The following is a 25,059-nucleotide window of genomic DNA, read 5'->3' as shown; positions in this document are numbered from 1 at the left end:
GAGCTTTTGATTCCCTCGAGGGGTGTCGGGAAAGCTCGCGGCTGAAGCCGCTCCTACATGGATCCTTCCTTCGGCGCGCTTGTTCCGACGCCCGGCTCGATGACGTCCGCAAGATGGCCTTTCGCATGAGGCCCAGGAACTCGTGGCTGAGGCGGCTCCTAGGGCGCTGTTTCCGGTTTCGCGCCGGTTGTCCTCACATCGAATCGGCTTCGCTGCGCTGGCTTGCGCGCAGTTGCTGCCTGGCGCGCTGGAACTCGTTGGCCACCAGCGCCACCGCCACCGCGGGACGGTCCAGCGACTGCTGGCGCGCGCCCATCTCGATGCGCTTGGCGGCGGCGGACAGCGACATCGCGCCGAGGTTGGCGCTGGACGATTTGAGCGAGTGCGCGGCGTCGCGCAGGGCGGTGTAGTCGGGTCCGCTGCTGGCCGCCGTTTCCAGCGCCGCGACCAGGCGCGGCGTGTCCTCGAGGAATACGTCGATCAGGCGGTCGACCTCGCCACCGAGCATCGAGCGCAGTTCGTCCAGGACCTCCAGGTCGATCAGTGGCGGCGGGGCGATCCGCGACGATGCCAGCCCGGCTGCGGGGATGGGTGGGTCGACGGGGGGCGCGGCAGCCAGCGTCGCGGCCGGCGGTAGCGGTATCGCCGGCGGGTCGATCGGGAATGGAGGCAATGCGGGAGTAGCGACGCTCGTCACCAGCGGCGGCAATGACGCTGGCGCCGCGGCAAGCGGAGCATCCTCGGGCATGGCCATGGGGATTTCCGCGAGGAAGTCCGCGGGGTCATTGGCAGGCATCGGCATGTCCGTATCGCCGCCGCCGGTTTCCTGGGCTTCCGTTGCTTCCAGGGATTCCATGGTTTCCAGTGCCGCGACCTGCGGGTTCCACCAGTGGTGCAGGCAGCGCTCGAGTTCGCTGCGCGTGACCGGCTTGGGCAGGTAGTCGTCCATGCCCGCGTCGAGGCACTTCTGGCGATCGCCAGCCATCGCGTTGGCGGTCATCGCCACGATTGGCAGGTGGCGGCCGTCGGCGGCCAGGGCCTCGCTTTCGCGCCAGCGCTGGGTGGCGGTGTAGCCATCCATCACCGGCATCTGGCAGTCCATCAGCACCAGGTCGTAGCGCGAGGCCGACATCCGCATCAGCGCCGCCTCGCCATTGCTGGCGGTGTCGCAGGTGATGCCGAGCACGCCGAGCAGGCGCTGGCCGACCATCAGGTTGACCGGGTTGTCCTCGACGAGGAGGACTCGCGCCTTGCGCAGCGTCGCGGCGTCGTTGTTCGTGACCATGGTGGTTGCGGGGGTGGCGGCAGCTTCGCGCTGCAGGGTATCGGGCGTGGCGGAAGGGCGCGTGCTGGTCAGCGCCGCGCGCAGGTCGCCGTCGGGTGCCTGCCGGCTGAGCAGCGTGACGTTGTGCTGGAGTTCGTCGGCAACCGGATCCTCGCCATACAGGCAGACCAGCCGCAGGTTGCCGTAGATCGTGCTGCGGCTGATGTTGCGATGCAGGGCCACGGCGGTGTTGCGCATGCCGGCCAGGTCGGCGAGCACGACCGAATACGCCCACGGCTTGCCCTGGTTGGCGGCGGTGCGCAGGCGATCGAGCGCCTCCTGCGTGGTTTCCACCGAACTCACCCGCAGCCCCCAGTTGGGCAGCAGCATCGACAGGCGCAGGCGCAGGCGCGGGTCGGCACTGAGCAGCAGCAGGCGGCCACCGCTGGTGGCGGCGGTGTCGGTTGCAGGCATGTCGCCGTGCACCTTCAGCAGCGGAATCTCGAACCAGAACGTGGCGCCCCGCCCGGGTTCGGACTCGACCCCGATGCGGCCGGTCATCAGCTCGACGATGCGACGGGAAATCGCCAGCCCCAGGCCGGTGCCGCCGTACAGTCGCGTGGTCGACGTGTCGGCCTGGCTGAAGGCCTGGAACAGCCGGCCCTGCGCCTCGGGCGCGATGCCGATGCCGGTGTCGTGGACCTCGAAGCGCAACTGGTGCTGGGCGGCGGTCTCGCCGGTCCGGCGCACGTTGATCGTGATCGAGCCGCGGTCGGTGAACTTCACCGCGTTGCTCACCAGGTTGCTCAGCACCTGGCGCAGGCGCACCGGGTCGCCGCGCACCGGCAGGCGCACGCCGGGATCGATGTTCAGCGACAGCCGCAGGCCCTTGCTCTGCGCCGAACGGTCCATCAGCTGGATCACCGCTTCGAGAAGTTCGCGCAGGTTGAAGCCGGTGGACTCGAGCACCAGCTTGTCGGCCTCGAGCTTGGAGTAGTCGAGGATGTCGTCGACGATCCGCAGCATCTGCTGCGACGAGGTGTAGGCGGTGCGCACCATCTCGGCGTGGTCGGGCGCGAGCTGCGCATGCATCAGCAGGTCGAGCATCGGCACGATGCCGTTGAGCGGGGTGCGGATCTCGTGGCTCATCGTGGCCAGGAACTCACCCTTGGCCATCATCGCCGACTCCGCGGCCTGCTTGGCCTGGCGCAGCTGCTGCTCGAGCTGGGTGTGGCGGTTGAGCTCGCGCTGCAGTTCGCCCAGTTCGGCCTCGTCGCGACGCGCGCGGATTTCGGTCTCCTCGATCTCGCGCTCGCGCTGGCGGCTGGAGATGAACACGCCGATCGAGGCGAACACGGCCAACAGCGCCAGCACCAGGGCGACGCCCTGCCATGGGCCGTCGAGGCCGAGCGTGTCCAGCGACAGGGTCAGCGCGGCGCCCGCGGCGGCGCCCAGCGCCAGCCAGCGCAGCATCACGGCGGAAGGTCGTGCGCGGGTCACGATGGCGGTCATAGCACCGAGTTCTGGAAGTCGAAGTCGAGGCCGCCCGCCGCATGCTGCACCAGGTTGCCCTGGATGTAGTCGACGCCGCTGATCCACAGCGTCGCCGCGGCCTGCGGATCCTCGACCTGCTGGCCGATCACCTGCAGCCCGAGCCGGTGGGCGCGTTCGATCGCCGCGCGCATCTCGTCGCGCACCGCACCTTCGCCGAGCCGGCTGGAATAGCGCGCCGCCAGGCGCATGAAGCCCAGCGGCATGCGCGCGAGCAGGGCGTCGGATTCGGCGCCGGCACTGTACTGACTCAGGCACAGCTGCACGCCGGCGGGCACCATCGCGTTGCAGAATTCCTGCAATGCCACCGCATGCACCAGCGCCTCGTCCTGGCGCACGTCGATGACCAGCGACGGGCCGTCGATCCGGGTCCTGGACAGCGTTTCGAGCAGCGCCGCGGCGTAGCCGTCGCGGGTCAGCGAACGCGGCGACTGGCTGACGAACAGCCGCACCGGGCGGTTCTCGCTGGTGCGCTGGTCGAGCACCGCGATGGCCAGTTCCAGCACCCGGCGGTCGATCTCGTGCAGCACGCCCGCCGCCTCTGCGGCCGGCAGGATCTCGGCGGCGGTATGCACGTTGCCGTCGTGGTCGCGCACGCGCAGCAGCGTCTGGTACTGCGCCTCCTCGCCGCCGGCGACCGCGACGATCGGCTGGAAGGCCAGTTCGAAGCGGTCGTTCATGAGTGCGTCGTGGAGCATCACCACGCGGTCGGCGTCGGCTTCCACGGCCGCGGTTTCCGGCGCCTGGTGGGCGGCGATGCCGATCGGCAGCCGGCGCGCTTCGCGCAGCGCCTGTTCGGCCGCGGCCAGCGCGCTGCTGGCGTCGCCGAAGTCGGCTTCCAGTGAGGCGTAGCCGACCAGTGCGCGCAGGCGCAGGTCCTGGCCGTCGATGGACACCTCATGCCGGCCGACGCCGTCGCGCAGCGTGCGCGCGAATGTGTCCTGGGCACGGCCGTCCAGGTCCGCGGCATAGACCACGAAGGTGTTGTCGTTCAGGCGCGACACCAGGTGTTCGCCGGCCAGCTGGCCGACATGGCGCCCGGTATCGGTGAGCGCGCTCTCGAGCGCGACGTAGCCGAAGCGGTCGCGCAGTGCGGTGGTGTTCTCGATCTCGACGAAATACAGCGCGCCGCGCGACTGCTCCGGGATCGCCGCGCCGAGCCGCTGCAGCATCGCCGTGCGCGTGTACAGCCCGGTCACCGGGTGCCGGCCCTCGCCGCTGCGCTGGCGCTCGAGCGTGCGGGCGCGGCGCACGCGGCTTTCCACCGCCGCGATCAGGTGCCGCGGCCGGACCGGCTTGGTGAGGAAGTCGTCGGCGCCGACCTGCAGCACCTCGAACTGGGTTTCCGGGTCCGGATCGCCGGTCAGGAACACGATCGGCGTGTGCGCGAAGCCGGGGTTGGCGCGGATCATGGTGGTGATCTCGGTGCCGTTGAGGCCCGGCATGTGCAGGTCGGTGAGGACCAGGTCGGGGCGGAACGCCTCCATCGCCGCCATCACCTCGCTGCTGATGCCCACCACCCGCGCCTGCATGCCGGTGCCGGCCAGCACCGTTTCGGCGAACAGGGCCTGGCTGGGGTCGTCCTCGACGATCAGCACCCGGTACGGCGCGTCGCTGCCATCGCCCTGCGGCAGCACCTGCGGCAGCGGGTCATTGGCGGCCGGGGCTTCCTCGACGGCCGGCAGCACGGCCTCGGGCGCGTCGGCGCACCAGCGGCGCCAATAGTGGGGCGGCGGGAACTCCGCACGCGGCGCCGCGCCGGTGGGCGCCGCGGCAGAACCCTGCCGGGCACCGCCGGATGCATTCGCGGCAGCGGTTCTCGTAGACGCGGACACGACCTGACTCCCCTGTGGACGCGGCGATTATGCGCACGCGCCTGCCAACAGCCTACTACGGACCGCACACTTCAATCAGGACAGGGAATACCCGAGGTGGAGCGCCCGCCACCCGGCGTGCCTACCCCGTCTGCGGCCGCGGCGCGCGGCGGAACAGCTTGCGCCAGACCCACCACACCAGCAGGGCGAAGAACAGGCTGATCGCAACCACGATCGCCAGCGCGATCCACGGATGCGCGAACGCCAGCGCCAGGCCGCCGACCACCGCCGCGTCCTCGGTGAACGAGGCGGTCCAGTTGCTGACCGGTTCGGGCGAGGTGTTCATCATCGCCCGCGCGCCGCTCTTGAGCAGGTGGCTGGTCAGCGCCACGCCCGCGCCGGTGGCGAGCATGCCGGCACCGAGCTGGCCATCGGGCGACAGCGTCGCCGCGGCGAGGAAGGCGCCGGCGGGCACCCGCAGCAGGGTGTGCAACAGGTCCCAGCCGCTGTCCACGCCGGGGATCTTGTCGGCAAAGAACTCGGCGACTGCCAGCACCCCGGACACGCCCAGCACCCACGGCGAGGTGGTCACCTCCAGCGCCTGCGGCAGGTCCAGCCAGCCGAACCAGCCGGCCAGGCCGATGCCGAACACGGTCAGGTAGACCCGGATCCCCGCCAGCCAGGCCAGCAGGACGCCGATCGCGAACAGGTGGGCTTCGGTCATGGTCTTGCACCTCGCACGGACCCGCGCGGAGGCCGGGTCGCGGGCGCAGGTTAGCGCAGCCGGCCGCGGCTTGACGTCGACGCGACGCGGTCGCTATACCGTGCCGATGGACGAGCCCGAACAGACCCCGGAGCCGCAGCTGCCCGAAGCGCCGGAAACGCCGCAGCCCGTGCCGGCTCCCGTCGGCCCGCCAAGGGGCCGCAGGCCGTGGTGGCGGGTCCTAGTGTTCGTTGCAGCGCTGGTATTCGGCGCGTGGGGGCTGTGGGTCACCTTCGCCCCGGCCGGCAACGTGGTGCAGCCCGGTGGCCAGCGCGCCCGGGTCGACGCGCTGGAACAGCAGGTCGCCACCCTCAGGCGTTCCGACCAGATCAGCCGCGACGCCAACCGCGACCTCCAGGGCACCCTGGCCGAGCGCGACGAGGAAATCGCCGGCCTGCGCGCCGATGTCGCCTTCTACGAGCGCTTCGTCGGCGCCACCGGGCAGCGCCGCGGCCTGACCGTGCACACGCTGCACCTGCAGCCGCAGTCCGGCCAGGCCTGGCATTTCACCGCCACGCTGACCCAGAACCTCAATCGCGGCTCGGTCAGCAGCGGCCAGGTGACGCTATCGGTGGAGGGCACCCGCGACGGCAAGCTGCAGAAGCTGTCCTGGGCCGATCTGCGCCAGCAGCCAGACGCTGCCGGGATTGCGTATTCGTTCAAGTATTTCCAGGAAATCGGCGGCGACCTAGTGCTGCCGGCCGGCTACCAGCCGCTGCGGGTGATCGTGCGACTGGCGCCGAAGAGCGGAACCGCGGTCGAGCAGGCATTCCCATGGGCCGATGCGACGCGGCGTTCCGAGCCCGGTGCTTGAAGCGCGTGGTCGCGCCCCCCATCCTGTGGCCATGGAAAACAATGTTGTCCACGGTGCCGAGCCCGGCTACCAGTCGCTGCAGCGCCCGCTCGACTTCACGCCCGCCGCCGCGGCCAAGGTCCGGCAACTGATCGCCGAGGAAGGCAACCCGGCGCTGAAGCTTCGCGTCTACATCCAGGGCGGCGGCTGCTCGGGCTTCCAGTACGGCTTCGAGTTCGACGAGCAGCAGGGCGAAGACGACCTGGCGATCGACACCGACGGCGTGGTGCTGTTGGTCGATCCGCTGAGCCTGCAGTACCTGATGGGCGCTGCGGTCGACTACGTCGAAAGCCTGCACGGCGCGCAGTTCACCATCCGCAATCCCAATGCCAAGTCCACCTGCGGCTGCGGGAGCAGCTTCACGGTGTAGCGCGGGGGCGGGGCCATGCGCCGCCGCCGTGACAGCCACTCTCCCACAAGCCGGGAGAGGAGACGGGGCGTCGGGCGAGGGTTCGGCTTCATGCGGTTCTGCAGCCAGGCCCGAATCCACAAATGGGACAATGGCCATCCGCACGATGACCGGATCCGCGCGCATGACATCACCTTCCGCCGACCGAACGCCCGCATTCGCCTTCCTCGAATCGCCGCTCGACCGTGCCGAACACCTGCGCGACCAGGCCGACGTGCTCGCCGCACGCTGGCCACGGGCGCGGGTGGTGGTGGTCGACGCCGAAGGCCGCGCCGCCGCCGATGCCGACGGTGGCCCGCGCAGGCTGGAAGGCGCCGACCTCGCCTGCGCGACCGCCGATGGCAATCCCTGTGCTTCCGCATTGTTCCTCGGGCTGCGCGGCGACGAGGCCTGGTTCGCGGTGCGCGCGGACGCGATCACCGCCGACGCGGTCACCGTCGACATCCCGCACTGGATCGACCTGCGCAGCGCCGCGGCCACCTGGCCGGCGTTCGAGGCCACCGCCTTCGCCCAGGCCCGCGCGGTGCTGCACTGGCAGGCGCGGCACCGCCATTGCGGCGCCTGCGGCACGGCGCTGGACCAGCGCCGTGCCGGCTGGCTCGGCTGGTGCCCGCGCTGCGAACTCGAACATTACCCGCGCACCGACCCGGCGGTGATCGTCGCCATCACCGACGGCGCGCGCCTGCTGCTGGGCCGCAATGCCGGTTGGCCGCCGCACCGGTACTCCACGCTGGCCGGCTTCGTCGAACCGGGAGAATCGCTGGAACAGACGGTCGCGCGCGAGGTGTTCGAGGAAAGCGGCGTGCGCATCTGCAGCTGCCGCTACCTGGCCTCTCAGCCATGGCCGTTCCCGTCGTCGCTGATGCTCGGTTTCATCGCACAGGCCGAGCCGGACGAGCCGGACGTGGGCGACGAGCTCGAGGACGCGCGCTGGTTCACCTTCGGCGAGGTCGATGCGGCGCTGCGCGGCGTCTCGCCGGAGGGTGGGCTGCTGCTGTCGCCGTCGATCTCGATCTCGCGGTGGCTGGTCGAGTATTGGCATGCCGGGATGGCGATGAAGCGCTGACGCAGCGCGCCGTGCACCCCGTCGTGCGGCTGCATTAAACTCCGGCGATGTTTACCACCCTGTTCGCCGTCGTCGTCGCCCTCGCGCTGGGTCACCTCGCGCAGCCGCTGGCCGCGGCGGTGCGCCAGTACGGCTGGTTCGGGCAGTGGATGCGCTGGATCGACGGCCGCTTCCCGGGCGACGGTTTCTGGCGCGGCCGCTACGGCGTGGTGCTGGCGCTGGTGCCGCCGCTGCTGCTGGTGGGCTTGTTCCAGCTCGCGCTCGATGGCCCGGTGTTCGGCCTGCCGGCGATCGTGTTCGGCATCGCGATGCTGTTCTATGCGTGGGGGCCGCGCGACCTCGACCTGGACGTCGACGCCATCGTCGAAACCGGCGACCCGGTGGCGCGCCATGCTGCTGCCGCACGGCTGTGGCCCGCCGGCGAAGCGGTGTCGCTGACCGGCGCCTCGCTGGTCGGCGCGGTGTTCCGCAACGCCAAGCGGCGCTGGTTCGGCGTGCTGTTCTGGTTCCTGGTGCTCGGCCCGGTCGGCGCGCTGCTTTATCGCCTGGCCGCGATCGCCGCCGAGGGCGACGACAGCCACCTGCTGCCGGCCGAAACCCATTCCGGCGCGCGCGGCCTGCTGGCGATCCTCGACTGGCCGGTGGCGCAGCTGATGACCCTGGCGATGGCGCTGGTCGGCAACTTCGATGCCGTTTTCACTGCGTGGCGCGAGAACGGCGGCGCTTCGTTCGCGTTCGACGCCGGCTTCCTCGCCGCCGCTGCGCGCGCCTGCGTGCGCACCGAACTGGCCGAGGAAGCCGACGAGGAAACCGAATCCGGCGTCACCGCCCCCGGCGCGCTGGTGTCCAGCGCACCGGACCTGCCCGAACTGCGCGACGCGATGAGCCTGGCCTGGCGCGTGCTGCTGGTGTGGGTGGCGGTGATGGCGCTGTTCGTGGTCGCCGGCTGGGTGAGCTGACGCGTTTGCGAGGCGTTGCCCCGCGTGCCGGCGAACGATTGGTTATGGCCTTGTCAGGCCGCATCCCCGCGCAACCCGCGCACCTTCGCTTCCAGCAGCTCCGCTGTCACATCCGCGCCTGACAACGGCTCGCCCGCCACCACTTCGACCTGTGCGCGGAAGCGCCGCGGCACGCGCATGCGGCCCATGCGGTTGTCGCGATGGCTCCACATGCTGGCCCACATCCCGCGCAGCGCCATCGGCACCACCGGCACCGGGCGCCCGGCCGCCGCCGCGCGCGAGAGGATGCGCTCCACGCCCGACTTGAACGCGGCGATCTCGCCGTCCGTGGTCAGGCGCCCCTCCGGGAAGATGCCGACGATCTCGCCGTCGGCCAGCGCCGCGTCGATCTGGTCGAACGCGCGCTGCATCAGCGCCGGGTCTTCGCGCGGACTGGCGATCGGGATCGCCTTGCCGGTGCGGAAGATCCAGCGCATCACCGGGATGTTGAAGATCCTGTAGTACATGACGAAGCGCACCGGCCGCGGGATGCTGGCCGCCAGGATCAGCGCGTCCATGTAGCTCACGTGGTTGCACACGACCAGCGCCGCGCCGTCCTCGGGCACGTGGTCGATGCCGCGGGTGCGCAGCCGGTACAGCGAGCGCACCAGCACCCAGCTCAGGAAGCGCATCAGGAACTCGGGCACGATCGTGAAGATCCAGATCGCCACCAGCGCGTTGGCGATCGCCAGCGCCAGGAACACCTGCGGGATCGTCCAGCCCAGCCAGCGCTGCACCGCCAGCGCCGACAGCGATGCCAGCACGATGAAGCCGGAGTTCTGGATGTTCAGCGCGGCGAACACCCGCGACATCTCCGACTTCGGCGAGCGCGACTGGATCAGCGCGAACAGCGGCACCACGAAGAAGCCGGTGAACAAGCCGATCCCGACCAGGTCCAGCACCGTGCGCCACGCGCCCGGCTGCTGCAGGAAGCCGGCCACGTCCAGCCCCGCCACCGTCGCCGCGCCGGTACGCGACAGCGCCAGGTCGAGCATGAACGCGGTCATCCCGAATGCGCCCAGCGGCACCAGCCCGATCTCCACCGTGCGCGCCGACAAGCGTTCGCACAGCATCGAGCCGACGCCGGTGCCGACCGAGAACAGCGCCAGCGCGAGGATGTACAGCGTCGCCGAGCCGCCCAGGTAGACCTCGGCATAGGCCGGCAGCTGGCTGGTCAGCACCGTGCCGACGAACCAGAACCAGGACACGCCGAGGATCGCGTTGCGCACCGCCAGCTGCCGGCGCGCCAGCTTGAGGACCGCGATCGACTCGGGAATCGGGTTCCAGTTGATCTTCAAGTCCGGCGCGCCGGCCCCGGCCTTCGGGATTGCGCGGCTGACTAGGTTGCCCGCGATCGCCAGCGCGATGATCGCCGCGCCCGCCACCCACGGCCCGCCGGCACCGGTCATCGCAAAGATCGACCCGCCCAGGATCATCCCCAGCAGGATCGAGATCGACGTCCCCATCTCCACCAGGCCGTTGCCGCCGGTGAGTTCGCGCGGATGCAGCACCGCCGGCAGGATCGAATACTTCACCGGCCCGAACAGCGTCGACTGCACGCCGGTCAGGAACAGCGCCACCAGCAGCACCGTCATGTTGGTGGTCACGAAGCCGACCGCCGCCAGCGACATGATCGCGATCTCCATCGACGTGGTGATGCGGATCAGCGTGGATTTCTCGGTGCGCTCTGCGAACTGCCCGGCCAGCGCCGAGAACAGGAAGTACGGCAGGATGAAGATCGCCGGGGCGAGCGTGGCGTACAGCGTCTTCTGTTCGGCGCTGACGCCGAGCCAGAACAGCATCCCGATGATCGCCTGCCGGTAGACGTTGTCGTTGAACGCGCCGAAGCACTGGGTCACGAAGAACGGCAGGAAGCGGCGCTGCCGGAGCAGCTCGAACTGGTTGTGCGCCATGTGGCGTCCCGTCGCGCGAAGCCCCGGATTCTACGCATTCATGGCCCGCGTGATGCGCGTGATCCGCATGCAGGCAAAAAAAAACGCCCCGTTGCCGGGGCGTCCTCGTTACGCGATCAGGACGGCATCAATTGTCGCCGTCGTCCTCGGTCGCGGGATCGTCGGTGTCGCTGTCCGATTTGGCCTGCGCCGCGTCCGACTGTTCGTCACCGAATTGCTTGCGGGTGTCGACGTCGGCGTCCTGCTGCAGCTTGGCGCGCGTTGCCGTGTCCTGTCCGAACGCGGATGCATCGTTCTCGGTGCTGGGCTTCGCCGCTGCCGATTGCTCGGCGCCCAGCTGCGTGCGTTCCTCGACGGTCGCCTGCTGTTGCAGTTGCGCGCGGGCTGCGGCATCGCTGCCAACCGTGCCGCGGCTGTCCTGGCCGCCCATCGTTGCAGTGGCGGAGCCGGCCACGCTGCCGTTGCCATGGCCACCGCCGTGGCTCTGGGCCATGGCGACGGGTGCCGCCATGCAGGCCGCGATCGTGAGTCCGAGTAATGTCTTGCGCATGATGTCCTCCAGGGGATTGCCGCTTGAGCGACGCCGCTCAACCTAGGCGCATCGTGCTGCACGAAGAATAAATTTTCGCAATTGATTTCAACAAGTTATGGCGCTGTAGGGAAACCGTTGCGTGGGCGATAAAACCCTTAACGGTCGCGCAAGGGACTTCCGGGCGAGCCCATCGCTCTCTGGCTTCGACGGATGGGCTGGGTCAGCAATCCCCATCGTTGTTCAATGGGCGGCCGATGGGGATCGCCTTCGGCTCAACCCACCCTATGGATGTCGCTGCTCGCGTTCGATCGCGCGCCAGCCGATGTCGTGGCGGTGGAACTCGCCCGGCCAGGAGATGCCGGCGACTTCGGCGTAGGCGAGCTGCTGGGCCTGCGCCACGGTGTCCCCGAGTGCGCAGACGCACAGCACGCGGCCGCCGCTGGTGACGACGTGTTCGCCTTCGAGACGGGTGCCGGCATGGAAGACCTTGGTGTCGTCGAGGTCGGGCACGTCCCAGGTGTTGATGGTGTCGCCGGTGCGCGGGGTGCCGGGGTAGTGCTCGGCGGCCATGACCACGCCCAGCGCGGGGCGCGGGTCCCAGCGCGCCTCGGTGGCGTCGAGGCGTTCGTCGAGCGCCGCTTCCACCAGGTTCACCAGGTCCGACTGCAGCCGCATCATCACCGGTTGCGTTTCCGGGTCGCCGAAGCGGACGTTGAATTCGATCACCTTCGGTGCGCCGGCCTTGTCGATCATCAGCCCGGCGTAGAGGAAGCCGGTGAACGGCACGCCGTCGGCGGCCATGCCGCGCACGGTGGGCTCGACCACCTCGCGCATGATCCGCGCATGCACGTCCGGCGTGACCACGGGCGCGGGCGAGTACGCGCCCATGCCGCCGGTGTTGGGGCCGGTGTCGCCATCAAAGACGCGCTTGTGGTCCTGCGACGTGGCCATCGGCAGCGCGGTGCGGCCGTCGACCATGGAGATGAAGCTGGCCTCCTCGCCGTCGAGGAATTCCTCGATCACCACGCGCGCGCCGGCTTCGCCGAAGGCGTTGCCGGCGAGCATGTCGGTGACCGCGGCCTCGGCTTCGTCGAGCGTCATCGCGACGATCACGCCCTTGCCGGCGGCCAGGCCATCGGCCTTGATCACGATCGGCGCGCCCTTGTCGCGGACATGCGCGAGCGCGGATTCGACATCGGCGTGCACGGCGTAATGCGCCGTCGGGATGCCGTGGCGGGCGAGGAAATCCTTGGCGAATGCCTTGCTGCCCTCAAGCTGCGCGGCGGCGGCGGTGGGGCCGAAGACGCGCAGGCCCTCGGCGCGGAACCGGTCGACCACGCCGGCGACCAGCGGCGCTTCGGGGCCGACCACGGTGAGCGCGACGCCCTCGCCGCGGGCGAGTGCGAGCAGGCCGTCGATGTCGGTGGCGGCCACGTCCACGTTGCGACACTTGCCTTCGGTCGCGGTGCCGGCGTTGCCGGGAGCGACGATGACTTCGTCCACACGCGCGGACTGCGCGAGCTTCCAGGCCAGGGCGTGTTCGCGGCCGCCGGACCCGATGACGAGGATCTTCATGCGTGGATCTCCTTCAAACCATCCGTACCTGTAGGAGCGGCTTCAGCCGCGAGCTTTTGCCATCGATCCCGCAGGAGCGGCGGAAGCCGCGATGGCTTTACCGGGAAAGCTTCGCGGCTTCCGCGGCTCCTGCACAGGCAAAAAAGATCAAGAGCTCGCGGCTGAAGCCGCTCCTACAGCGTAACGGTCAATGCCGGAAGTGGCGGACGCCGGTGAACACCATCGCGATGTCGTGCTCGTCGGCCGCGGCGATCACTTCGTTGTCGCGCATCGAGCCACCGGGCTGGATCACCGCGCGGATGCCCGCGGCGGCGGCGGCATCGAGGCCGTCGCGGAACGGGAAGAACGCATCGCTTGCCATCACCGAGCCCGGCACCACCAGGCCCGCTTCCTCGGCCTTGAGCCCGGCGATCTTCGCGCTGACCACGCGGCTCATCTGCCCGGCGCCAATGCCGATGGTGCGCTGGTCCTTGGCGTAGACGATGGCGTTGGACTTCACGAACTTGGCCACGCGCCAGGCGAACAGCAGGGTGTCGAGTTCGGCCGCGTCGGGCGCGCGCTTCGTGACTACCTTCAGCTCGTCGCGCGTGACTTCGCGATTGTCGCTGTCCTGCATCAGCAGGCCGGAGCCGATGCGCTTGATGTCCATGTTGTTGCGGCCGTCGCCGTGCGGGATCCGCAGCACGCGCACGTTGGCCTTCTTCGTCGCGTACTCAAGTGCGCCGGGCGCGTAGTCCGGCGCGATCAGCACCTCGACGAACTGGCGGTCGAGGATCGCCTTGGCCGTCGCGGCATCCAGCGTGGTGTTGAAGGCGAGGATGCCGCCGAAGGCGGAGGTCGGGTCGGTGGCATACGCCAGTTCGTAGGCGTCGCCGCAGCCCGCGCCCGTCGCCACGCCGCAGGGGTTGGCATGCTTGACGATTACGCAGGCCGGGGCATCGAACTGGCGCACGCATTCCCACGCGGCATCCGCGTCGGCAAGGTTGTTGTAGCTCAGCGCCTTGCCTTGCAGCTGGGTGAACGTGGCCAGCGTGCCGGGCATCGGGTACAGGTCGCGGTAGAAGGCGCCGCGCTGGTGCGGGTTCTCTCCGTAGCGCAGGTCGGCGACCTTGATGAAGCTGCCGTTGTTCTGGCCGGGGAACACGCTGCGGCTGCCGTCCTCGCCGATCGACGACAGGTAGTCGCTGATGCAGGCGTCGTACTGGGCGACGCGGTTGAACGCGGCCACCGACAGCGCGAAGCGGGTCTGTGCCGACAGCGTTCCGTCGGCAGCTTCGAGTTCCTCGAGGATACCGGCGTACTGCGCCGGATCGGTGGCGACGGCCACGCGGGCGAAGTTCTTCGCCGCCGAACGCAGCATCGCCGGGCCGCCGATGTCGATGTTCTCGACGATCTCGTCCATCGTGCTCGACGGGTCGGCCGACACTTTCTCGAACGGGTAGAGGTTGAGCACCAGCAGGTCGATCGGGGCAATGCCGTGCCCGGCCATCACCGCGTCGTCGATGCCGGCGCGGCCGAGCAGCCCGCCGTGCACCACCGGATGCAGGGTCTTGACCCGGCCGTCCATCATTTCCGGGAAGCCGGTGGCCTCGGCCACCTCGCGCACCGGCAGGCCGGCATCGCGGATTGCCTGCGCGGTGCCGCCGGTGGACAGCAGTTCGACGTTGCGCGCGGCGAGGGCGCGGGCGAGGTCGACCAGGCCGGTCTTGTCGGACACGGACAGCAGGGCGCGGGCGATCTTCACCGGCGCGGCGGGCGAATGTGCGGGCATGGCGGGGAGGCGGTGCGGTGGGGGCGATATTGTAGTCTGCGGGCCGCGCCCGGGCAGGCCCGCACGGAGGTCATGGTCCGCGCCATGGAGTGGAGGTGGCACCCATGCAATCGCAGGAATCCGCTCAGGCAGGGCGCACCGAGCCTCGCGAAGGCCGTGGCGCGCAGGCGATCGCACTGCTGTGGGGCTTCGCCGAAGCGACGGTGTTTTTCGTGGTGCCGGATGTGTGGATCAGCCGGCTGGCGCTGTCGTCGTGGCGCGCGGCACTGCGCGGCTGTGCGTGGGCGCTGGTCGGCGCGCTGGCCGGTGGGGTGCTGCTGTACCTGGCCGGCGGGCGGCACGAGGCGGCGCTGCTGGCGCTGTTCGACCGGTTGCCGGCGATCGGCCCCGCCCTGGCCGGGCGCGTGCAGGCGCAGTTGCAGGAGCTGGGCGGCCTGGGCCTGCTGGTCGGCGGATTCAGCGGCGCGCCATACAAGCTGTATGCGGCGCAAGCGTCGTCGGCGGGGCTGGGCCTGCCGATGTTCATTGCCGGCAGCGTCGTTGCGCGCGGGGTGCGCTTCCTGGCGGTGGCGCTGCTCGTCGGTGGCATTGCCCGCTGGGCGACGCCGCGCCTGGGCGCTGCGATGGTGCGGCGGATCTGGTGGTTCGGCTGGGTCGCGTTCTACGCCCTGTACTGGACGCTGATGGCGGGGTGACATCCGCCGCATGTTGCCACCGGTCTTGCGGGCGGCGGTTGCCAGTCGGCCGTTGCGGCGCTCAGGCCAGTCCGTACTCGCGCAGCTTGCGGCGCAGCGTGGCGCGGTGGATGCCGAGCATCGCGGCGGCGCGGCTCTGGTTGCCGTCGCAATGGTTGAGCACTTCGACGAACAGCGGGATCTCGAGTTCGCGCAGTGCGATCTCGTACAGGTTGTCGGCGCTGCAGCCGTCGAGGTCGCCGATGTAGCGGCGTACGGAGTTCGCGACGTGCTCGCGCAGCGGCGCACGGGCACCGCTGCGGTTGGCGTTGTCGGAACGTTCGGCGTTCAATGATGCGTCCCCGGGTGGATCATGCCCGACGACGGGCGACGGGGACAGGGAGTCTAGCGCGCCGCCGTCGCGGGTGCCAATGCGATGCGCGCCGACCGATGCCCGGTGCGGCGCGCGCGCGGCTCAGTGCAGCTCGAAGTCGAACGCGACGCTGCGCGGTCCGGGTTCGACGATGTCCATGGCGATCGACGCACTCTGGCCGCTGTGCAATTCGACCTGGGCGGGCACGGCGCCAAGGTAGTCGCGCGCGCTGAAGTCGCGTGCGGCGACGGCGTTGCCGTTGATGTCCGACAGCGTCAGCCGCACCTGCGGCCAGGGCTGCGGCCAGCGCGCATCGTTGCGGAACGTCGCGGTGACGCGCAGTGCGCCGGGGGTCGACGGATGCGGGCGCACCTCGCGGGCGAGCACGGTGAATGCCGTCGGCTCGCGCCACGGCGGCAGCGTGCAGCCGAATACGCCGCACACGTTCGACAGCAGCGGGCGCCAGCGCGCGTCGGCGGCCAGCAGCGCGCGATCTGCCAGCAGCAACTGCAGCACCAGCAGCAACGCGAGCGCGGCGATCGCGACCAGGAGTTTCCAGTGGAAACCGGCCACGCCGAGCCGTGCATGGCGGCGCGCGAAGCTGGGCAACGCCCGGGCGGCCGGCGTCGCGGCGGGAGTTCTTCCCGCGGCGGCGACCGTGGCGCCCAATGCGGAAGCTGCAGGTGTTGTCCTCTCGGCGGCAACCGTCGTGGCACTCGGCGCGGCGGGGGGCGCGGCCGCCGTCGTGCCGGCTGCGGCGCGGTCGATCGAGGCGGCAGTTGATGCGGGCGGGTTCGTGGCCCGGGTTTCGGCGGGGGGCGCGGATCCTGCGACCGGTGTCGGTGTTGGTGTCGGTGTCGGTGTCGGCACAACTGCGCCTGCGCCGTGAGCCGCGGCGTCCGTTCCGGCCAGCGGTGCCGGCTCGTCATCGGCGGGCTTGAGCATCGTCGCGATCGGCGCGATGACAGGTGCGGCCGATCCTGCAACCGGTGTTTCCAGGGCGACGATCTGGTGGATCCGCGATGACAGTTCCGAAGGCGTCGAGCCGCTCGCGCCGTCCGGGAGCGGCATTTCGGGCGGCGGAACATCGAGCAGGAAGGCCGGGTCCAGCCGTGGCACGGTCGCCTGCCCGGCTCCCCGCGGCGCGGTGGACATGGCGGATGCGGGCACGTCGGCCTGGATGCCGCGCAGCTTCGCGGCGCAGCGCGGACAGTGGTCTGGCGGCAGGTCGGTGGCCGGGTCGGTGGCGACCAGCGCCTTGCAGAACGGGCAGTTGATGAACATGCGCCTATTCAATCATGGGCCCACGGTTTTTGTAGGTGGGGCAAGCCCGAGCTGCATCGACGTGGAACTGCGTCGATGTGACGATCGAAACCTCGTAGCCCCGACCCTCGGCTCCGGGCAGGGCGCGTGGGACGCGGCCCCGGGCTATGCGCCCGCGCGGCGCACGCCGTCGATGCGGACCCAGTCGCCTTCGATCGCCACCCGCAGATCGTCGAACCAGTCACCGTAACGTCGCAGCAACGCGTCCTGCTGGCCGTCGAGGATGCCCGACAGCGCGATCCGTCCACCCGGCGCCACGCGCGCGGCCAGCGTGCCGGCCAGCGCGTCGAGCGCGGACGCCAGGATGTTGGCGACCACGACCGGATACGTCGCCGGCACTTCGTCCTGCGGCAGGCACACCGCCAGCGCATCGCCGACGCCGTTGCGGTCGGCGTTGTCGCGCGTGGCCAGCAGCGCCTGCGGGTCGTTGTCGACGCCCATCGCGCGCGCGGCGCCGAGCTTGAGCGCAGCCAGCGCGAGGATGCCGCTGCCGCAGCCGAAATCCAGTACTTCGCGGCCCTGCAGTTCGCCGCGCGCGGCCAGCGCGTCCAGCCAATGCAGGCACAGCGACGTGGTCGGATGCGTGCCGGAACCGAACGCCAGGCCCGGATCGAGCCGCACCACCGCGGCATCGGGGACGTCGGCTTCGGCCGGCAGTGCGTGGTCCCACGGCACGATCCAGGTGCGCGCGCCGAAGCGCAGCGGCGCGTACTGGTCCATCCACGCGCGCTCCCAGTCCTGGTCCTCGACGTTGCGGAACGCCGCCTGCGACCAGTCCAGCGCCGGGTCGAACGCCTCCAGCGCGGCGAGCAGCAGCAGCGCGTCCGCGTCGTGCGGGAACAGCGCGGTCAGCGTGATCGCGTCCCACAGCGGCGTCTGCCCGACGCCCGGTTCGAGGATCGCGTGCTCGTTGTCGGTGTCCGCGTTGGCGTCGAGCATCGTCACCGCCAGCGCGCCGACGTCTTCCAGCGCGTGCTCGTAGCGCGGCTGTTCGGATTCGCGGCAGGGGATGGTGAGTTCGAGGAAGGGCATGGCGGGAACCCGGTGGCGTCCGGTTTCCATTGTCGCGCATGCGGCGTGACTGCTGCATGCTGTCAGGCCGGGAGCGGGAAGGAGGATGTTGCTTGGATCGGACACTTGCGGGGCCGCGCTGGTCCATGTTGCTTGTCATCGCTGCGGCAGCGTTCCTGTTGTTGCTGAGCCGGAAGCCCGACGCAGTGCTCAATGCCCAGTTCTGGGCGGAGGATGGCGTGATCTGGTATCGCCAGGCCTACGAGCTTGGCTGGCAGTGCCTGCTGTTGCCGCAGAACGGCTATTTCCAGACCGTTTCGAAGTTGATCGCGCTGCTCAGCCTGCCGGTTGCCTTGGCGCACGCGCCGTTGTTGTTCAACCTCGCGGCGCTGTCGTTCCGGATCCTGCCGGTCGTGCTGCTCAATTCGGCGCGTGGATGCGAGCTGGTCCCGCATGCGGGGATGAGGCTGCTGGCCAGCTTTCTGTATCTCGCGCACCCTTACTCGTTCGAGGTGTTCGCCAACGTCACCAACATCCACTGGCACCTGGCGTTGTCGGCGCTGCTGGTGTTGTGCATGGGCTCGTGGGTGGGCGCCTGGCGCAAGACGTTCGACGTCGCGCTCGTCGCGCTGTGCGGGATGAGCGGGCCATTCGCGTTGTTCCTCGGACCGGTCGCGCTGTGGCGCTGGCATCGCGAACGCAACCTGCGTTCGTTCGTGCTGCTGGCGATTCTTGCCGCGGCAGCGCTCGCCCAGCTGTATGCAATCGCCATGACCGGCGACACGACGCGCACGGCAGCGCCGCTGGGGGCGTCATGGACGGGGCTGCTGCGGATCGTGGGTGGGCAGATCGCGGCAGCGGGCCTGCTTGGAGACCTCTGGGCGACGAAGCTGTTCCATGCGGGCGTGTGGCAACAGGGCATCGTCCTGCCCCTCGCAGGCGCGCTGCTGGTGGCCGGCGTGTTCGCCAGGGCGCTTTTGACGCCGGGTCGGCTACTGCCGGGACTGGTATTCATGGGGGCTGCGCTCTTCACCGCTGCGCTGCTTGCTCCGCAGATTTCGAGTACTGCGCCCCAGTGGCCGGTGTTCCAGAATCCGGGTGCAGGGGGGCGCTATGCATTCATCCCGATCGTCGCCTTCCACGGATCGCTTCTGTGGCTCGCGTTCCGCGACGGACACCGTGCAGTACGCTGGCCGGCGCGACTGCTGCTGGCCATGGTGCTGCTGGTGGCGATTCCGGCCAGTTGGGTCGTCAAGCCCTATGCAGACCTCGATTTCCGCTCACATGCGATGCAGTTCGAGGCCGCGTCACCGGGCGCAGTGGTGGAGATCCCGATCAACCCGGTTGGCTGGACCCTCAAGCTGCGCAAGCACGAAGCCCGGGACTGACAGCGCACGCCTCACCCGATCGACAGCGCCTTGTCCTTGCGTTCGGCCAGGCGCTTCTCGAGGTAGTGGATATTCTGGCCGCCCTGGCCGAAGCCGCCGTCGGCGAGGATGCGCTGCTGCAGCGGGATGTTGGTCTTGATGCCGTCGACGACCATTTCGCTCAGCGCCACGCGCATGCGGCAGATCGCCTGTTCGCGGTCGGCGCCGTGGACGATCAGCTTGCCGATCATCGAGTCGTAGTTCGGCGGCACGCGATAGCCTTCGTAGATGTGCGAATCCACCCGCACGCCGGGGCCGCCGGGGGCGTGGAAATGCTGGATCAGGCCCGGCGAGGGCATGAAGGTCTCGGGGTCCTCGGCGTTGATGCGGCATTCGATCGCGTGGCCGCGCAGCACCACGTCGCTCTGCTTGATCGACAGCTTGTGGCCCGCGGCGACCATCAGCTGTTCGCGCACCAGGTCGATGCCGGTGACCATCTCGGTGACCGGATGCTCGACCTGCACGCGCGTGTTCATTTCGATGAAGTAGAAGCGGCCGTTCTCGTACAGGAACTCGAACGTGCCGGCGCCGCGATAGCCGATGCGCACGCAGGCTTCGGTGCAGACCTTGCCGATCTCGGCGCGCTGCTCGTCGGTGATGCCGGGGGCGGGTGCTTCCTCCACCACCTTCTGGTGGCGGCGCTGCATCGAGCAGTCGCGCTCGCCGAGGTGGATCGCGTTGCCCTGGCCGTCGGCCAGCACCTGGATCTCGACGTGGCGCGGGTTCTCGAGGAACTTCTCCATGTACACCATGTCGTTGCCGAACGCGGCCTTGGCCTCCGACTTGGTGGTGGCGATGGCGTTGTTGAGCGCGGCCTCGGTATGCACCACGCGCATGCCGCGGCCGCCGCCGCCGCCGGCGGCCTTGACGATCACCGGGTAGCCGATCTCGCGCGCGATCGCGAGGTTGGCCTCGTTGTCGTCGCCCAGCGGCCCGCCGCTGCCCGGCACGCAGGGCACGCCCGCGGCCTTCATCGCGCGGATCGCCTCGACCTTGTCGCCCATCAGGCGGATGGTGTCGGCCTTGGGCCCGATGAAGATGAAGCCGGATTGCTCGACGCGCTCGGCGAAGTCGGCGTTCTCGCTGAGGAAGCCGTAGCCGGGATGGATGGCCTGCGCGTCGGTGACCTCGGCCGCGGCGATGATCGAGGCCATGTTGAGGTAGCTCTCGGACGATGGCGCCGGCCCGATGCACACCGACTCGTCGGCCATTGCCACGTGCTTGAGGTTGCGGTCGACGGTGGAATGCACCGCGACCGTGCGGATGCCCAGGGCGTGGCACGCGCGCAGGATGCGCAGCGCGATCTCGCCGCGGTTGGCGATTACTACCTTGTCCAGCATCGCCCGCGCCTCAGCCGATCACGAACAGCGGCTGGTCGAATTCCACCGGCTGCCCGCTCTCGCACTGGATCGCGAGCACGGTACCGGCGACGTCGGCCTCGATCGGGTTGAACATCTTCATCGCCTCGATGATGCCCAGCGTCTCGCCGGCCTTGACCGACTGGCCGACGGTGACGAAGGCCGGCTTGTCCGGCGCGGGCGAGGCGTAGTAGGTGCCGACCATCGGCGCGCGCACGACGTGGCCGTCGGGCAGGGCGGGGCCGCCCTCGGCCGGGCGCCCGCCGGTGGCGGCGTCGACCGGCGACTGCATCGGCATCGCCGGCTGCGGACGCGGCGCTTCGGCGTAGGCCGGCGCGGGCGCATAGGCCATCGGCGCGGTGCCCGAAGGCGTGCGTGCCAGGCGCACCGACTCCTCGCCCTCCTTGATCTCGATCTCGGCGAGGTTGGATTCCTCGAGCAGGTCGATGAGTTTCTTGATCTTGCGCAGGTCCATGAAGGCCTCTCGTGGTTTGTCGTGGCTGTCCGCGCTTGCGGACCGGTGTCTGTGTGCGGCGTCAGCGGCGCGCGCGGTCCTGGCGGCGGCTCACGCGGGGGCTCCGTCGCGGGCCGCGTCTTCCAGCTGGCGCGCCGCGGCGACCAGCGCCAACCCGTAGCCGAGCGCACCGAAGCCGCAGACGACGCCGACGGCCAGGTCGCTGAAATAGCTCTGGCGGCGGAACGGCTCGCGGGCGTGCGGGTTGGACAGGTGGACCTCGATGAACGGGATCGCCACCGCCGCCAGCGCGTCGCGCAGGGCGACCGAGGTGTGGGTGAGGCCGGCCGGGTTGATCAGGATGAAGTCGGTGCCGTCGTCGCGGGCGGCCTGGACGCGGTCGACCAGGGCGTGCTCGGCGTTGGACTGGAAACTGTCCAGCTCATGGCCCTTCTCCAGTGCCCGCGCCTGCAGGTCGGCATCGATCTCGTCCAGCGTCGTGCGGCCATAGACCTCCGGCTCGCGCGTGCCGAGCAGGTTGAGGTTGGGACCGTGCAGGACCAGCAGCTTGGCCATGGGGACGCGGGACGAAACGGGCGGCCAGTCTGCGCGAAGCGGCGGATGCTGTCCAGATCGCCGAAGTTTTGCCCATTAGCGCAATTTAAGCGCTTGTTTGAGTTTTGGCTCTAGGGCGCCGCCGCGGCGCTCCCGTAGGAGCGGCTTCAGCCGCGAGCTTCTGCGGGTTTGCCTGATGAAGGAAGAGCTCGCGGCTGAAACCGCTCCTGCAAGGGCCAAGGTCAGGGCCGGGCCCAGCTGTCGATCTCGCCATGTTGGAACGGCCCGATGCGCTGCTTGAGCAGCACGCCGTCCTTGGACACCAGTATCGAATACGGCAGCACGCCCTTGGGATTGCCCAGGCGCACGCCGGCGTCGGCCGGGCCGGCGGCATCGACCAGGATCGGATAGTCCACCGGGATGCGCCGCAGGAAGTCCCGCACCGCGTCCGCGTCATCCAGCGCAATGCCGACCACCTGCACGCCATTCGCGCCCTGCTCGGCGTGGAATCGCTGCAGTTCCGGCATTTCCTCGATGCACGGTCCGCACCAGCTGGCCCAGATGTTGATCAGCAGCGGCCGGCCGGCCCACGCCGTGGAGACGTCGACCGGCTGGCCGTCCAGGCCGGGCACGGTGAAGGCCGGGATCCTGTCGCCGCGGCTAGCGACCGTCACGCCCGCCGGCGGCGCGGGCGTGGTGGCCTTGTAGGCCTCCTGCACCACACGCTGCCCGACTTCGGTGCCCAGCAGCGGGCCGGGACCGTTCATCACGAGGCTGGCGACGACGCCCAGTGCACCGGCGGCCAGTGCCACCAGCACGATCTTCGTTCCCGAGTTCATGACCGCGCGCCCATTACTGCGCTCCGGTCGCGCGCCGGACGCGTTCGACGAACGGCGCGGCCTTCTCGAAGCCGACCAGCCGCAGCCCGCGGCGCTCCTCCGGCGAGCCGTTGAAGAACAGCGTCGCCGGCGGGCCGATGATGCCGAATCGCTGCATCAGCGCCTGGTCGATTTCGTCATTGGCGGTGACGTCGGCCTTGAGCAACACCACGTCGGCCAGCGCCGCCTGCACCGATGGGTCGGTGAAGGTGTAGGCCTCCATTTCCTTGCACGACACGCACCAGTCGGCATAGAAGTCGAACAGTACCGGCGTGCCCGCGGCCTGCGCGGCGGCCAGTTCGCGGTCGAGGTCGTCGCTGGACTTGATCATGCGGAACGCGAGCTCGGCCTGCGCGGCCTGTCCGCCGCCGAAGCCGGCCAGCGGCTGCAGCGGGTTGCGGCTGCCGGCCAGTGCGCCGAACAGTTCCGCGGTGCCGATCACCGCCAGCAGCAGGCCGGCGAAGCGGGCGAACCAGCGCAGGCGCTCGCTCTCGCCGCGCGTGCCGTTGAATGCCCACGCTGCCGCGGCCAGCGCGATCACCCCGAACAGCGCCAGCGTCACCGGCCCGGGCACGATCCGCGACAGCATCCACGCCGCCAGCGCCAGGAACACGAAGCCGAACACGCGCTGCACGCCGGTCATCCACGGACCGCTGGTCGGCATGCCGCGCCCCGCGGCCGCGCCGAACGCCAGCAGCGGCAGGCCCATGCCCATCGCCAGCAGGAACAGCGCCAGCCCGCCGAACGCCGGATCCTGGCTCTGGCTGATGTAGAGCACGGCCGCGGCCAATGGCGGCGCCACGCAGGGGCCGACGATCAGCGCCGACAGCGCGCCCATCGCGGCCACGCCCATCAGGGAGCCGCCGCGCTGGCGGTCGCTGACACCGCCAAGCTTCGCCCGCAATGCCGCCGGCAGCTGCAGTTCGTACAGGCCGAACGACGACAGCGCCAGCGCCACGAACAGCAGCGCGAACAGCACCAGCACCCACGGCACCTGGAACGCGGCCTGCAGGTTGGCGCCCACCAGCCCGGCGATGACGCCGGCTGCGGTGAACACCAGCGCGCTGGCCAGCACGTAGACGAACGACAGCCACAGCGCGCGCCGCGTGCCGATGCGCGTGCCGGCGCCGGCGATCAGGCCCGACAGGATCGGAATCATCGGCAGCACGCAGGGCGTGAACGCCAGGCCCAGGCCGCCGAGGAAGAACCACAGCAGGGTCAGCCAGCGGCCCGAGCCGGACAGGCCGGCGGCCAGGCGGGTGTCTTCGGCCAGTTCGTCACTCGAATCGGCGGCGGTCGTCGATACGTCGCTCGCGGGCGCCTTGTTGGTCGCGGCGGGAAACCCATCCCCACCCAACCCTCCCCTTGAAGGGGAGGGCTTTAGGGAAGGGGCGGTTGTTGCAGTGGTATCCGAAGCCACCGGCCCTTGCTCCCTCCCCTTCAAGGGGAGGGCTGGGGTGGGGATGGGGTTTCCCCCGGCGGCTGCGACACCCACCACCCCCGCCGGCAGCGCGATCCGCACCGTGCGCGTCATCGGCGGGTAGCAGATGCCTTCGTCCTGGCAGCCCTGGAAGGTGGCGGTCAGCGTGACCTGTTGTGCGGTCGCCTGCGTGCGCCGCAGCGGCACTGGCACCTCGACCTGGTCGAAATACACCACCACCTGGCCGAAGTGTTCGTCGCGATACGGCTTGCCCTGCGGCCAGCGCGGCTTCTCGAGCGCGATGCCATCGGCGGCCAGCTTCAGGGTGGTGTTGTCGCGATACAGGTAATACCCAGGCGCCGGGGTGAAGCGCAGCAGCAGCGCGTTGCCGCCGTCGGCGATGGCGTCGAAGCCGAAGGCCTGTTCGGGTGGCAGCGGCAGCGCGTCGGCGTTGCCATCCAGCGGAACGCCGCCGCGTGGCTGGCCCAGCGACTTGCCCAGCGCCGCGAAGCCTGCATCTCCCGAGCTCCCCGTAGGAGCGGCGGAAGTCGCGAGCTTTTGCCGGCCGGAAAGGTCCCCCGAAGGGCTCGCGGCTTCAGCCGCTCCTACATCTGCGGTGCCAGCCGGCATCGCCACGGTCAGCGTCCGCGTCTGCGGCGGATAGCACACGCCGGCATCCGCGCAGCCCTGGTAACTCACCTTCAACGACACCTTGCCGCCGTCGGCCGCCTGCACCGGCACGCTGCCGGCAAGACGCTTGCGGAAGGTCTCGACCCGGCCGAAGAACTCGTCGTCGTGCGGCGTGCCGCGCGGCAGGTCGAGACCGCCCAGCCGGCTGCCGTCGGCCGCGACCGCCTTGGTCCGGTGCCGGTACAGGTAGTAGCCGTCGGCGATCTTCCAGTCGAGCGCGATGCGGTTGGCGGAGGTCGCCTTCGCGGTCAGCACGAACGCCTGGTCGACCGGCAGCAGGTCGTCCTCGTCGATCGCGGCCAGCGCGGGCGCGATGCAGGCAAGGGAAAGGGCGACGGCGGCGGCGAAACGCGGCCAGCGGGTTGCGAACGACTTCGGGATCACGTG

General features: G+C 70.0%; 21 protein-coding genes. 6 read left to right on the top strand and 15 right to left on the bottom strand.

All coding sequences use genetic code 11. The features are described 5' to 3' along the window. Positions 1-193 precede the first annotated feature (193 nt). From ACTJIL_RS11020 to ACTJIL_RS11010, 3 genes are all read right to left on the bottom strand, one after another. Positions 194-2,776, bottom strand: a complete 2,583-nt coding sequence (locus tag ACTJIL_RS11020; RefSeq protein WP_440755555.1) for an ATP-binding protein — start codon at positions 2,774-2,776, stop codon at positions 194-196. Next, on the bottom strand, positions 2,773-4,650 hold the full coding sequence (locus tag ACTJIL_RS11015) for an EAL domain-containing response regulator (protein WP_440755554.1): 1,878 nt from the start codon (positions 4,648-4,650) through the stop codon (positions 2,773-2,775). Before ACTJIL_RS11015 ends, ACTJIL_RS11020 begins: the two co-directional genes overlap by 4 nt. A gap of 121 nt (positions 4,651-4,771) precedes the next feature. Beyond that, positions 4,772-5,353, bottom strand: coding sequence for a DUF4126 domain-containing protein (locus ACTJIL_RS11010; protein ID WP_440755553.1), 582 nt, complete (start codon positions 5,351-5,353; stop codon positions 4,772-4,774). A 106-nt stretch (positions 5,354-5,459) separates the two neighbouring features. On the opposite strand from ACTJIL_RS11010, the gene ACTJIL_RS11005 reads away from it, so the two are divergent. The 4 genes from ACTJIL_RS11005 (at position 5,460) to ACTJIL_RS10990 (ending at position 8,679) form a co-directional block, all read left to right on the top strand. Beyond that, positions 5,460-6,206: a DUF6776 family protein gene (locus ACTJIL_RS11005; RefSeq protein WP_440755552.1), complete on the top strand. Its 747-nt coding sequence runs from the start codon at positions 5,460-5,462 to the stop codon at positions 6,204-6,206. A gap of 31 nt (positions 6,207-6,237) precedes the next feature. Further along, positions 6,238-6,615: an iron-sulfur cluster insertion protein ErpA gene (gene erpA, locus ACTJIL_RS11000; protein WP_440755551.1), complete on the top strand. Its 378-nt coding sequence runs from the start codon at positions 6,238-6,240 to the stop codon at positions 6,613-6,615. Between the two features lie 130 nt (positions 6,616-6,745). Continuing rightward, on the top strand, positions 6,746-7,720 hold the full coding sequence (nudC, locus tag ACTJIL_RS10995; RefSeq protein WP_440755550.1) for an NAD(+) diphosphatase: 975 nt from the start codon (positions 6,746-6,748) through the stop codon (positions 7,718-7,720). Positions 7,721-7,767: 47 nt separating this feature from the next. Then, positions 7,768-8,679, top strand: a complete 912-nt coding sequence (locus ACTJIL_RS10990; protein WP_440755549.1) for a hypothetical protein — start codon at positions 7,768-7,770, stop codon at positions 8,677-8,679. A gap of 53 nt (positions 8,680-8,732) precedes the next feature. Here ACTJIL_RS10990 and ACTJIL_RS10985 read toward each other — a convergent pair whose 3' ends face one another. The 4 genes from ACTJIL_RS10985 to purH form a co-directional block, all read right to left on the bottom strand. Continuing rightward, complete coding sequence (locus ACTJIL_RS10985) at positions 8,733-10,631, bottom strand: MFS transporter (protein ID WP_440755548.1); 1,899 nt, start codon at positions 10,629-10,631, stop codon at positions 8,733-8,735. A 127-nt stretch (positions 10,632-10,758) separates the two neighbouring features. After that, positions 10,759-11,181 carry a hypothetical protein gene (locus ACTJIL_RS10980; RefSeq protein ID WP_440755547.1) on the bottom strand — a complete coding sequence of 141 codons (423 nt, stop codon included), beginning with the start codon at positions 11,179-11,181 and terminating at the stop codon, positions 10,759-10,761. Between the two features lie 264 nt (positions 11,182-11,445). Continuing rightward, positions 11,446-12,738: a phosphoribosylamine--glycine ligase gene (gene purD, locus ACTJIL_RS10975; protein WP_440755546.1), complete on the bottom strand. Its 1,293-nt coding sequence runs from the start codon at positions 12,736-12,738 to the stop codon at positions 11,446-11,448. Positions 12,739-12,925: 187 nt separating this feature from the next. After that, on the bottom strand, positions 12,926-14,509 hold the full coding sequence (gene purH / locus ACTJIL_RS10970; protein ID WP_440755545.1) for a bifunctional phosphoribosylaminoimidazolecarboxamide formyltransferase/IMP cyclohydrolase: 1,584 nt from the start codon (positions 14,507-14,509) through the stop codon (positions 12,926-12,928). Between the two features lie 104 nt (positions 14,510-14,613). Between purH and ACTJIL_RS10965 the strand changes: the two genes are divergently transcribed. Further along, positions 14,614-15,204, top strand: coding sequence for a hypothetical protein (locus ACTJIL_RS10965; protein ID WP_440755544.1), 591 nt, complete (start codon positions 14,614-14,616; stop codon positions 15,202-15,204). A 61-nt stretch (positions 15,205-15,265) separates the two neighbouring features. Here ACTJIL_RS10965 and fis read toward each other — a convergent pair whose 3' ends face one another. From fis to prmA, 3 genes are all read right to left on the bottom strand, one after another. After that, positions 15,266-15,535: a DNA-binding transcriptional regulator Fis gene (gene fis / locus ACTJIL_RS10960; RefSeq protein WP_440755543.1), complete on the bottom strand. Its 270-nt coding sequence runs from the start codon at positions 15,533-15,535 to the stop codon at positions 15,266-15,268. A 123-nt stretch (positions 15,536-15,658) separates the two neighbouring features. After that, the gene (locus ACTJIL_RS10955; RefSeq protein ID WP_440755542.1) at positions 15,659-16,840 is read right to left on the bottom strand and encodes a DUF3426 domain-containing protein; all 1,182 of its coding nucleotides are present in this window, start codon (positions 16,838-16,840) and stop codon (positions 15,659-15,661) included. A 144-nt stretch (positions 16,841-16,984) separates the two neighbouring features. Further along, positions 16,985-17,911, bottom strand: a complete 927-nt coding sequence (prmA, locus tag ACTJIL_RS10950) for a 50S ribosomal protein L11 methyltransferase (RefSeq protein WP_440755541.1) — start codon at positions 17,909-17,911, stop codon at positions 16,985-16,987. A gap of 92 nt (positions 17,912-18,003) precedes the next feature. Here prmA and ACTJIL_RS10945 point away from each other — a divergent pair, with 92 nt between their 5' ends. Beyond that, positions 18,004-19,278: a hypothetical protein gene (locus tag ACTJIL_RS10945; protein WP_440755540.1), complete on the top strand. Its 1,275-nt coding sequence runs from the start codon at positions 18,004-18,006 to the stop codon at positions 19,276-19,278. 11 nt (positions 19,279-19,289) lie between these two features. On the opposite strand, the gene accC is transcribed toward ACTJIL_RS10945, so the two are convergent. The 5 genes from accC to dsbD all read right to left on the bottom strand — a co-directional run bounded on the left by accC (position 19,290) and on the right by dsbD (position 25,056). Beyond that, on the bottom strand, positions 19,290-20,657 hold the full coding sequence (gene accC, locus ACTJIL_RS10940; protein ID WP_440755539.1) for an acetyl-CoA carboxylase biotin carboxylase subunit: 1,368 nt from the start codon (positions 20,655-20,657) through the stop codon (positions 19,290-19,292). Positions 20,658-20,667: 10 nt separating this feature from the next. Next, a complete protein-coding gene (gene accB / locus ACTJIL_RS10935) occupies positions 20,668-21,150 on the bottom strand; it encodes an acetyl-CoA carboxylase biotin carboxyl carrier protein (RefSeq protein ID WP_440755538.1) in 483 nt (160 codons plus the stop codon). 90 nt (positions 21,151-21,240) lie between these two features. Further along, the gene (aroQ, locus tag ACTJIL_RS10930; protein WP_440755537.1) at positions 21,241-21,705 is read right to left on the bottom strand and encodes a type II 3-dehydroquinate dehydratase; all 465 of its coding nucleotides are present in this window, start codon (positions 21,703-21,705) and stop codon (positions 21,241-21,243) included. Between the two features lie 221 nt (positions 21,706-21,926). Then, a complete protein-coding gene (locus tag ACTJIL_RS10925; RefSeq protein ID WP_440755536.1) occupies positions 21,927-22,523 on the bottom strand; it encodes a TlpA family protein disulfide reductase in 597 nt (198 codons plus the stop codon). A gap of 13 nt (positions 22,524-22,536) precedes the next feature. Continuing rightward, complete coding sequence (gene dsbD / locus ACTJIL_RS10920; protein WP_440755535.1) at positions 22,537-25,056, bottom strand: protein-disulfide reductase DsbD; 2,520 nt, start codon at positions 25,054-25,056, stop codon at positions 22,537-22,539. Positions 25,057-25,059: the final 3 nt, after the last annotated feature.

Source organism: Luteimonas sp. 22616, assembly GCF_052044325.1.
Classification (GTDB): Bacteria; Pseudomonadota; Gammaproteobacteria; order Xanthomonadales; family Xanthomonadaceae; genus Luteimonas.
The sequence above is the reverse complement of the archived record's forward strand: the minus strand, read 5'-3'. Positions and strand labels throughout refer to the sequence as shown.

What these genes read in the sequence shown, in the direction of transcription:
- ACTJIL_RS11020 (WP_440755555.1), bottom strand. Translation starts at nt 2,776, where the DNA reads ATGACCGCCATCGTGACCCGCGCACGACCTTCCGCCGTGATGCTGCGC.
- ACTJIL_RS11010 (WP_440755553.1), bottom strand. Translation starts at nt 5,353, where the DNA reads ATGACCGAAGCCCACCTGTTCGCGATCGGCGTCCTGCTGGCCTGGCTG.
- ACTJIL_RS11005 (WP_440755552.1), top strand. Translation starts at nt 5,460, where the DNA reads ATGGACGAGCCCGAACAGACCCCGGAGCCGCAGCTGCCCGAAGCGCCG.
- erpA (WP_440755551.1), top strand. Translation starts at nt 6,238, where the DNA reads ATGGAAAACAATGTTGTCCACGGTGCCGAGCCCGGCTACCAGTCGCTG.
- nudC (WP_440755550.1), top strand. Translation starts at nt 6,746, where the DNA reads ATGGCCATCCGCACGATGACCGGATCCGCGCGCATGACATCACCTTCC.
- ACTJIL_RS10990 (WP_440755549.1), top strand. Translation starts at nt 7,768, where the DNA reads ATGTTTACCACCCTGTTCGCCGTCGTCGTCGCCCTCGCGCTGGGTCAC.
- ACTJIL_RS10985 (WP_440755548.1), bottom strand. Translation starts at nt 10,631, where the DNA reads ATGGCGCACAACCAGTTCGAGCTGCTCCGGCAGCGCCGCTTCCTGCCG.
- ACTJIL_RS10980 (WP_440755547.1), bottom strand. Translation starts at nt 11,181, where the DNA reads ATGCGCAAGACATTACTCGGACTCACGATCGCGGCCTGCATGGCGGCA.
- purD (WP_440755546.1), bottom strand. Translation starts at nt 12,738, where the DNA reads ATGAAGATCCTCGTCATCGGGTCCGGCGGCCGCGAACACGCCCTGGCC.
- purH (WP_440755545.1), bottom strand. Translation starts at nt 14,509, where the DNA reads ATGCCCGCACATTCGCCCGCCGCGCCGGTGAAGATCGCCCGCGCCCTG.
- ACTJIL_RS10965 (WP_440755544.1), top strand. Translation starts at nt 14,614, where the DNA reads ATGCAATCGCAGGAATCCGCTCAGGCAGGGCGCACCGAGCCTCGCGAA.
- ACTJIL_RS10955 (WP_440755542.1), bottom strand. Translation starts at nt 16,840, where the DNA reads ATGTTCATCAACTGCCCGTTCTGCAAGGCGCTGGTCGCCACCGACCCG.
- prmA (WP_440755541.1), bottom strand. Translation starts at nt 17,911, where the DNA reads ATGCCCTTCCTCGAACTCACCATCCCCTGCCGCGAATCCGAACAGCCG.
- accC (WP_440755539.1), bottom strand. Translation starts at nt 20,657, where the DNA reads ATGCTGGACAAGGTAGTAATCGCCAACCGCGGCGAGATCGCGCTGCGC.
- accB (WP_440755538.1), bottom strand. Translation starts at nt 21,150, where the DNA reads ATGGACCTGCGCAAGATCAAGAAACTCATCGACCTGCTCGAGGAATCC.
- aroQ (WP_440755537.1), bottom strand. Translation starts at nt 21,705, where the DNA reads ATGGCCAAGCTGCTGGTCCTGCACGGTCCCAACCTCAACCTGCTCGGC.
- ACTJIL_RS10925 (WP_440755536.1), bottom strand. Translation starts at nt 22,523, where the DNA reads ATGAACTCGGGAACGAAGATCGTGCTGGTGGCACTGGCCGCCGGTGCA.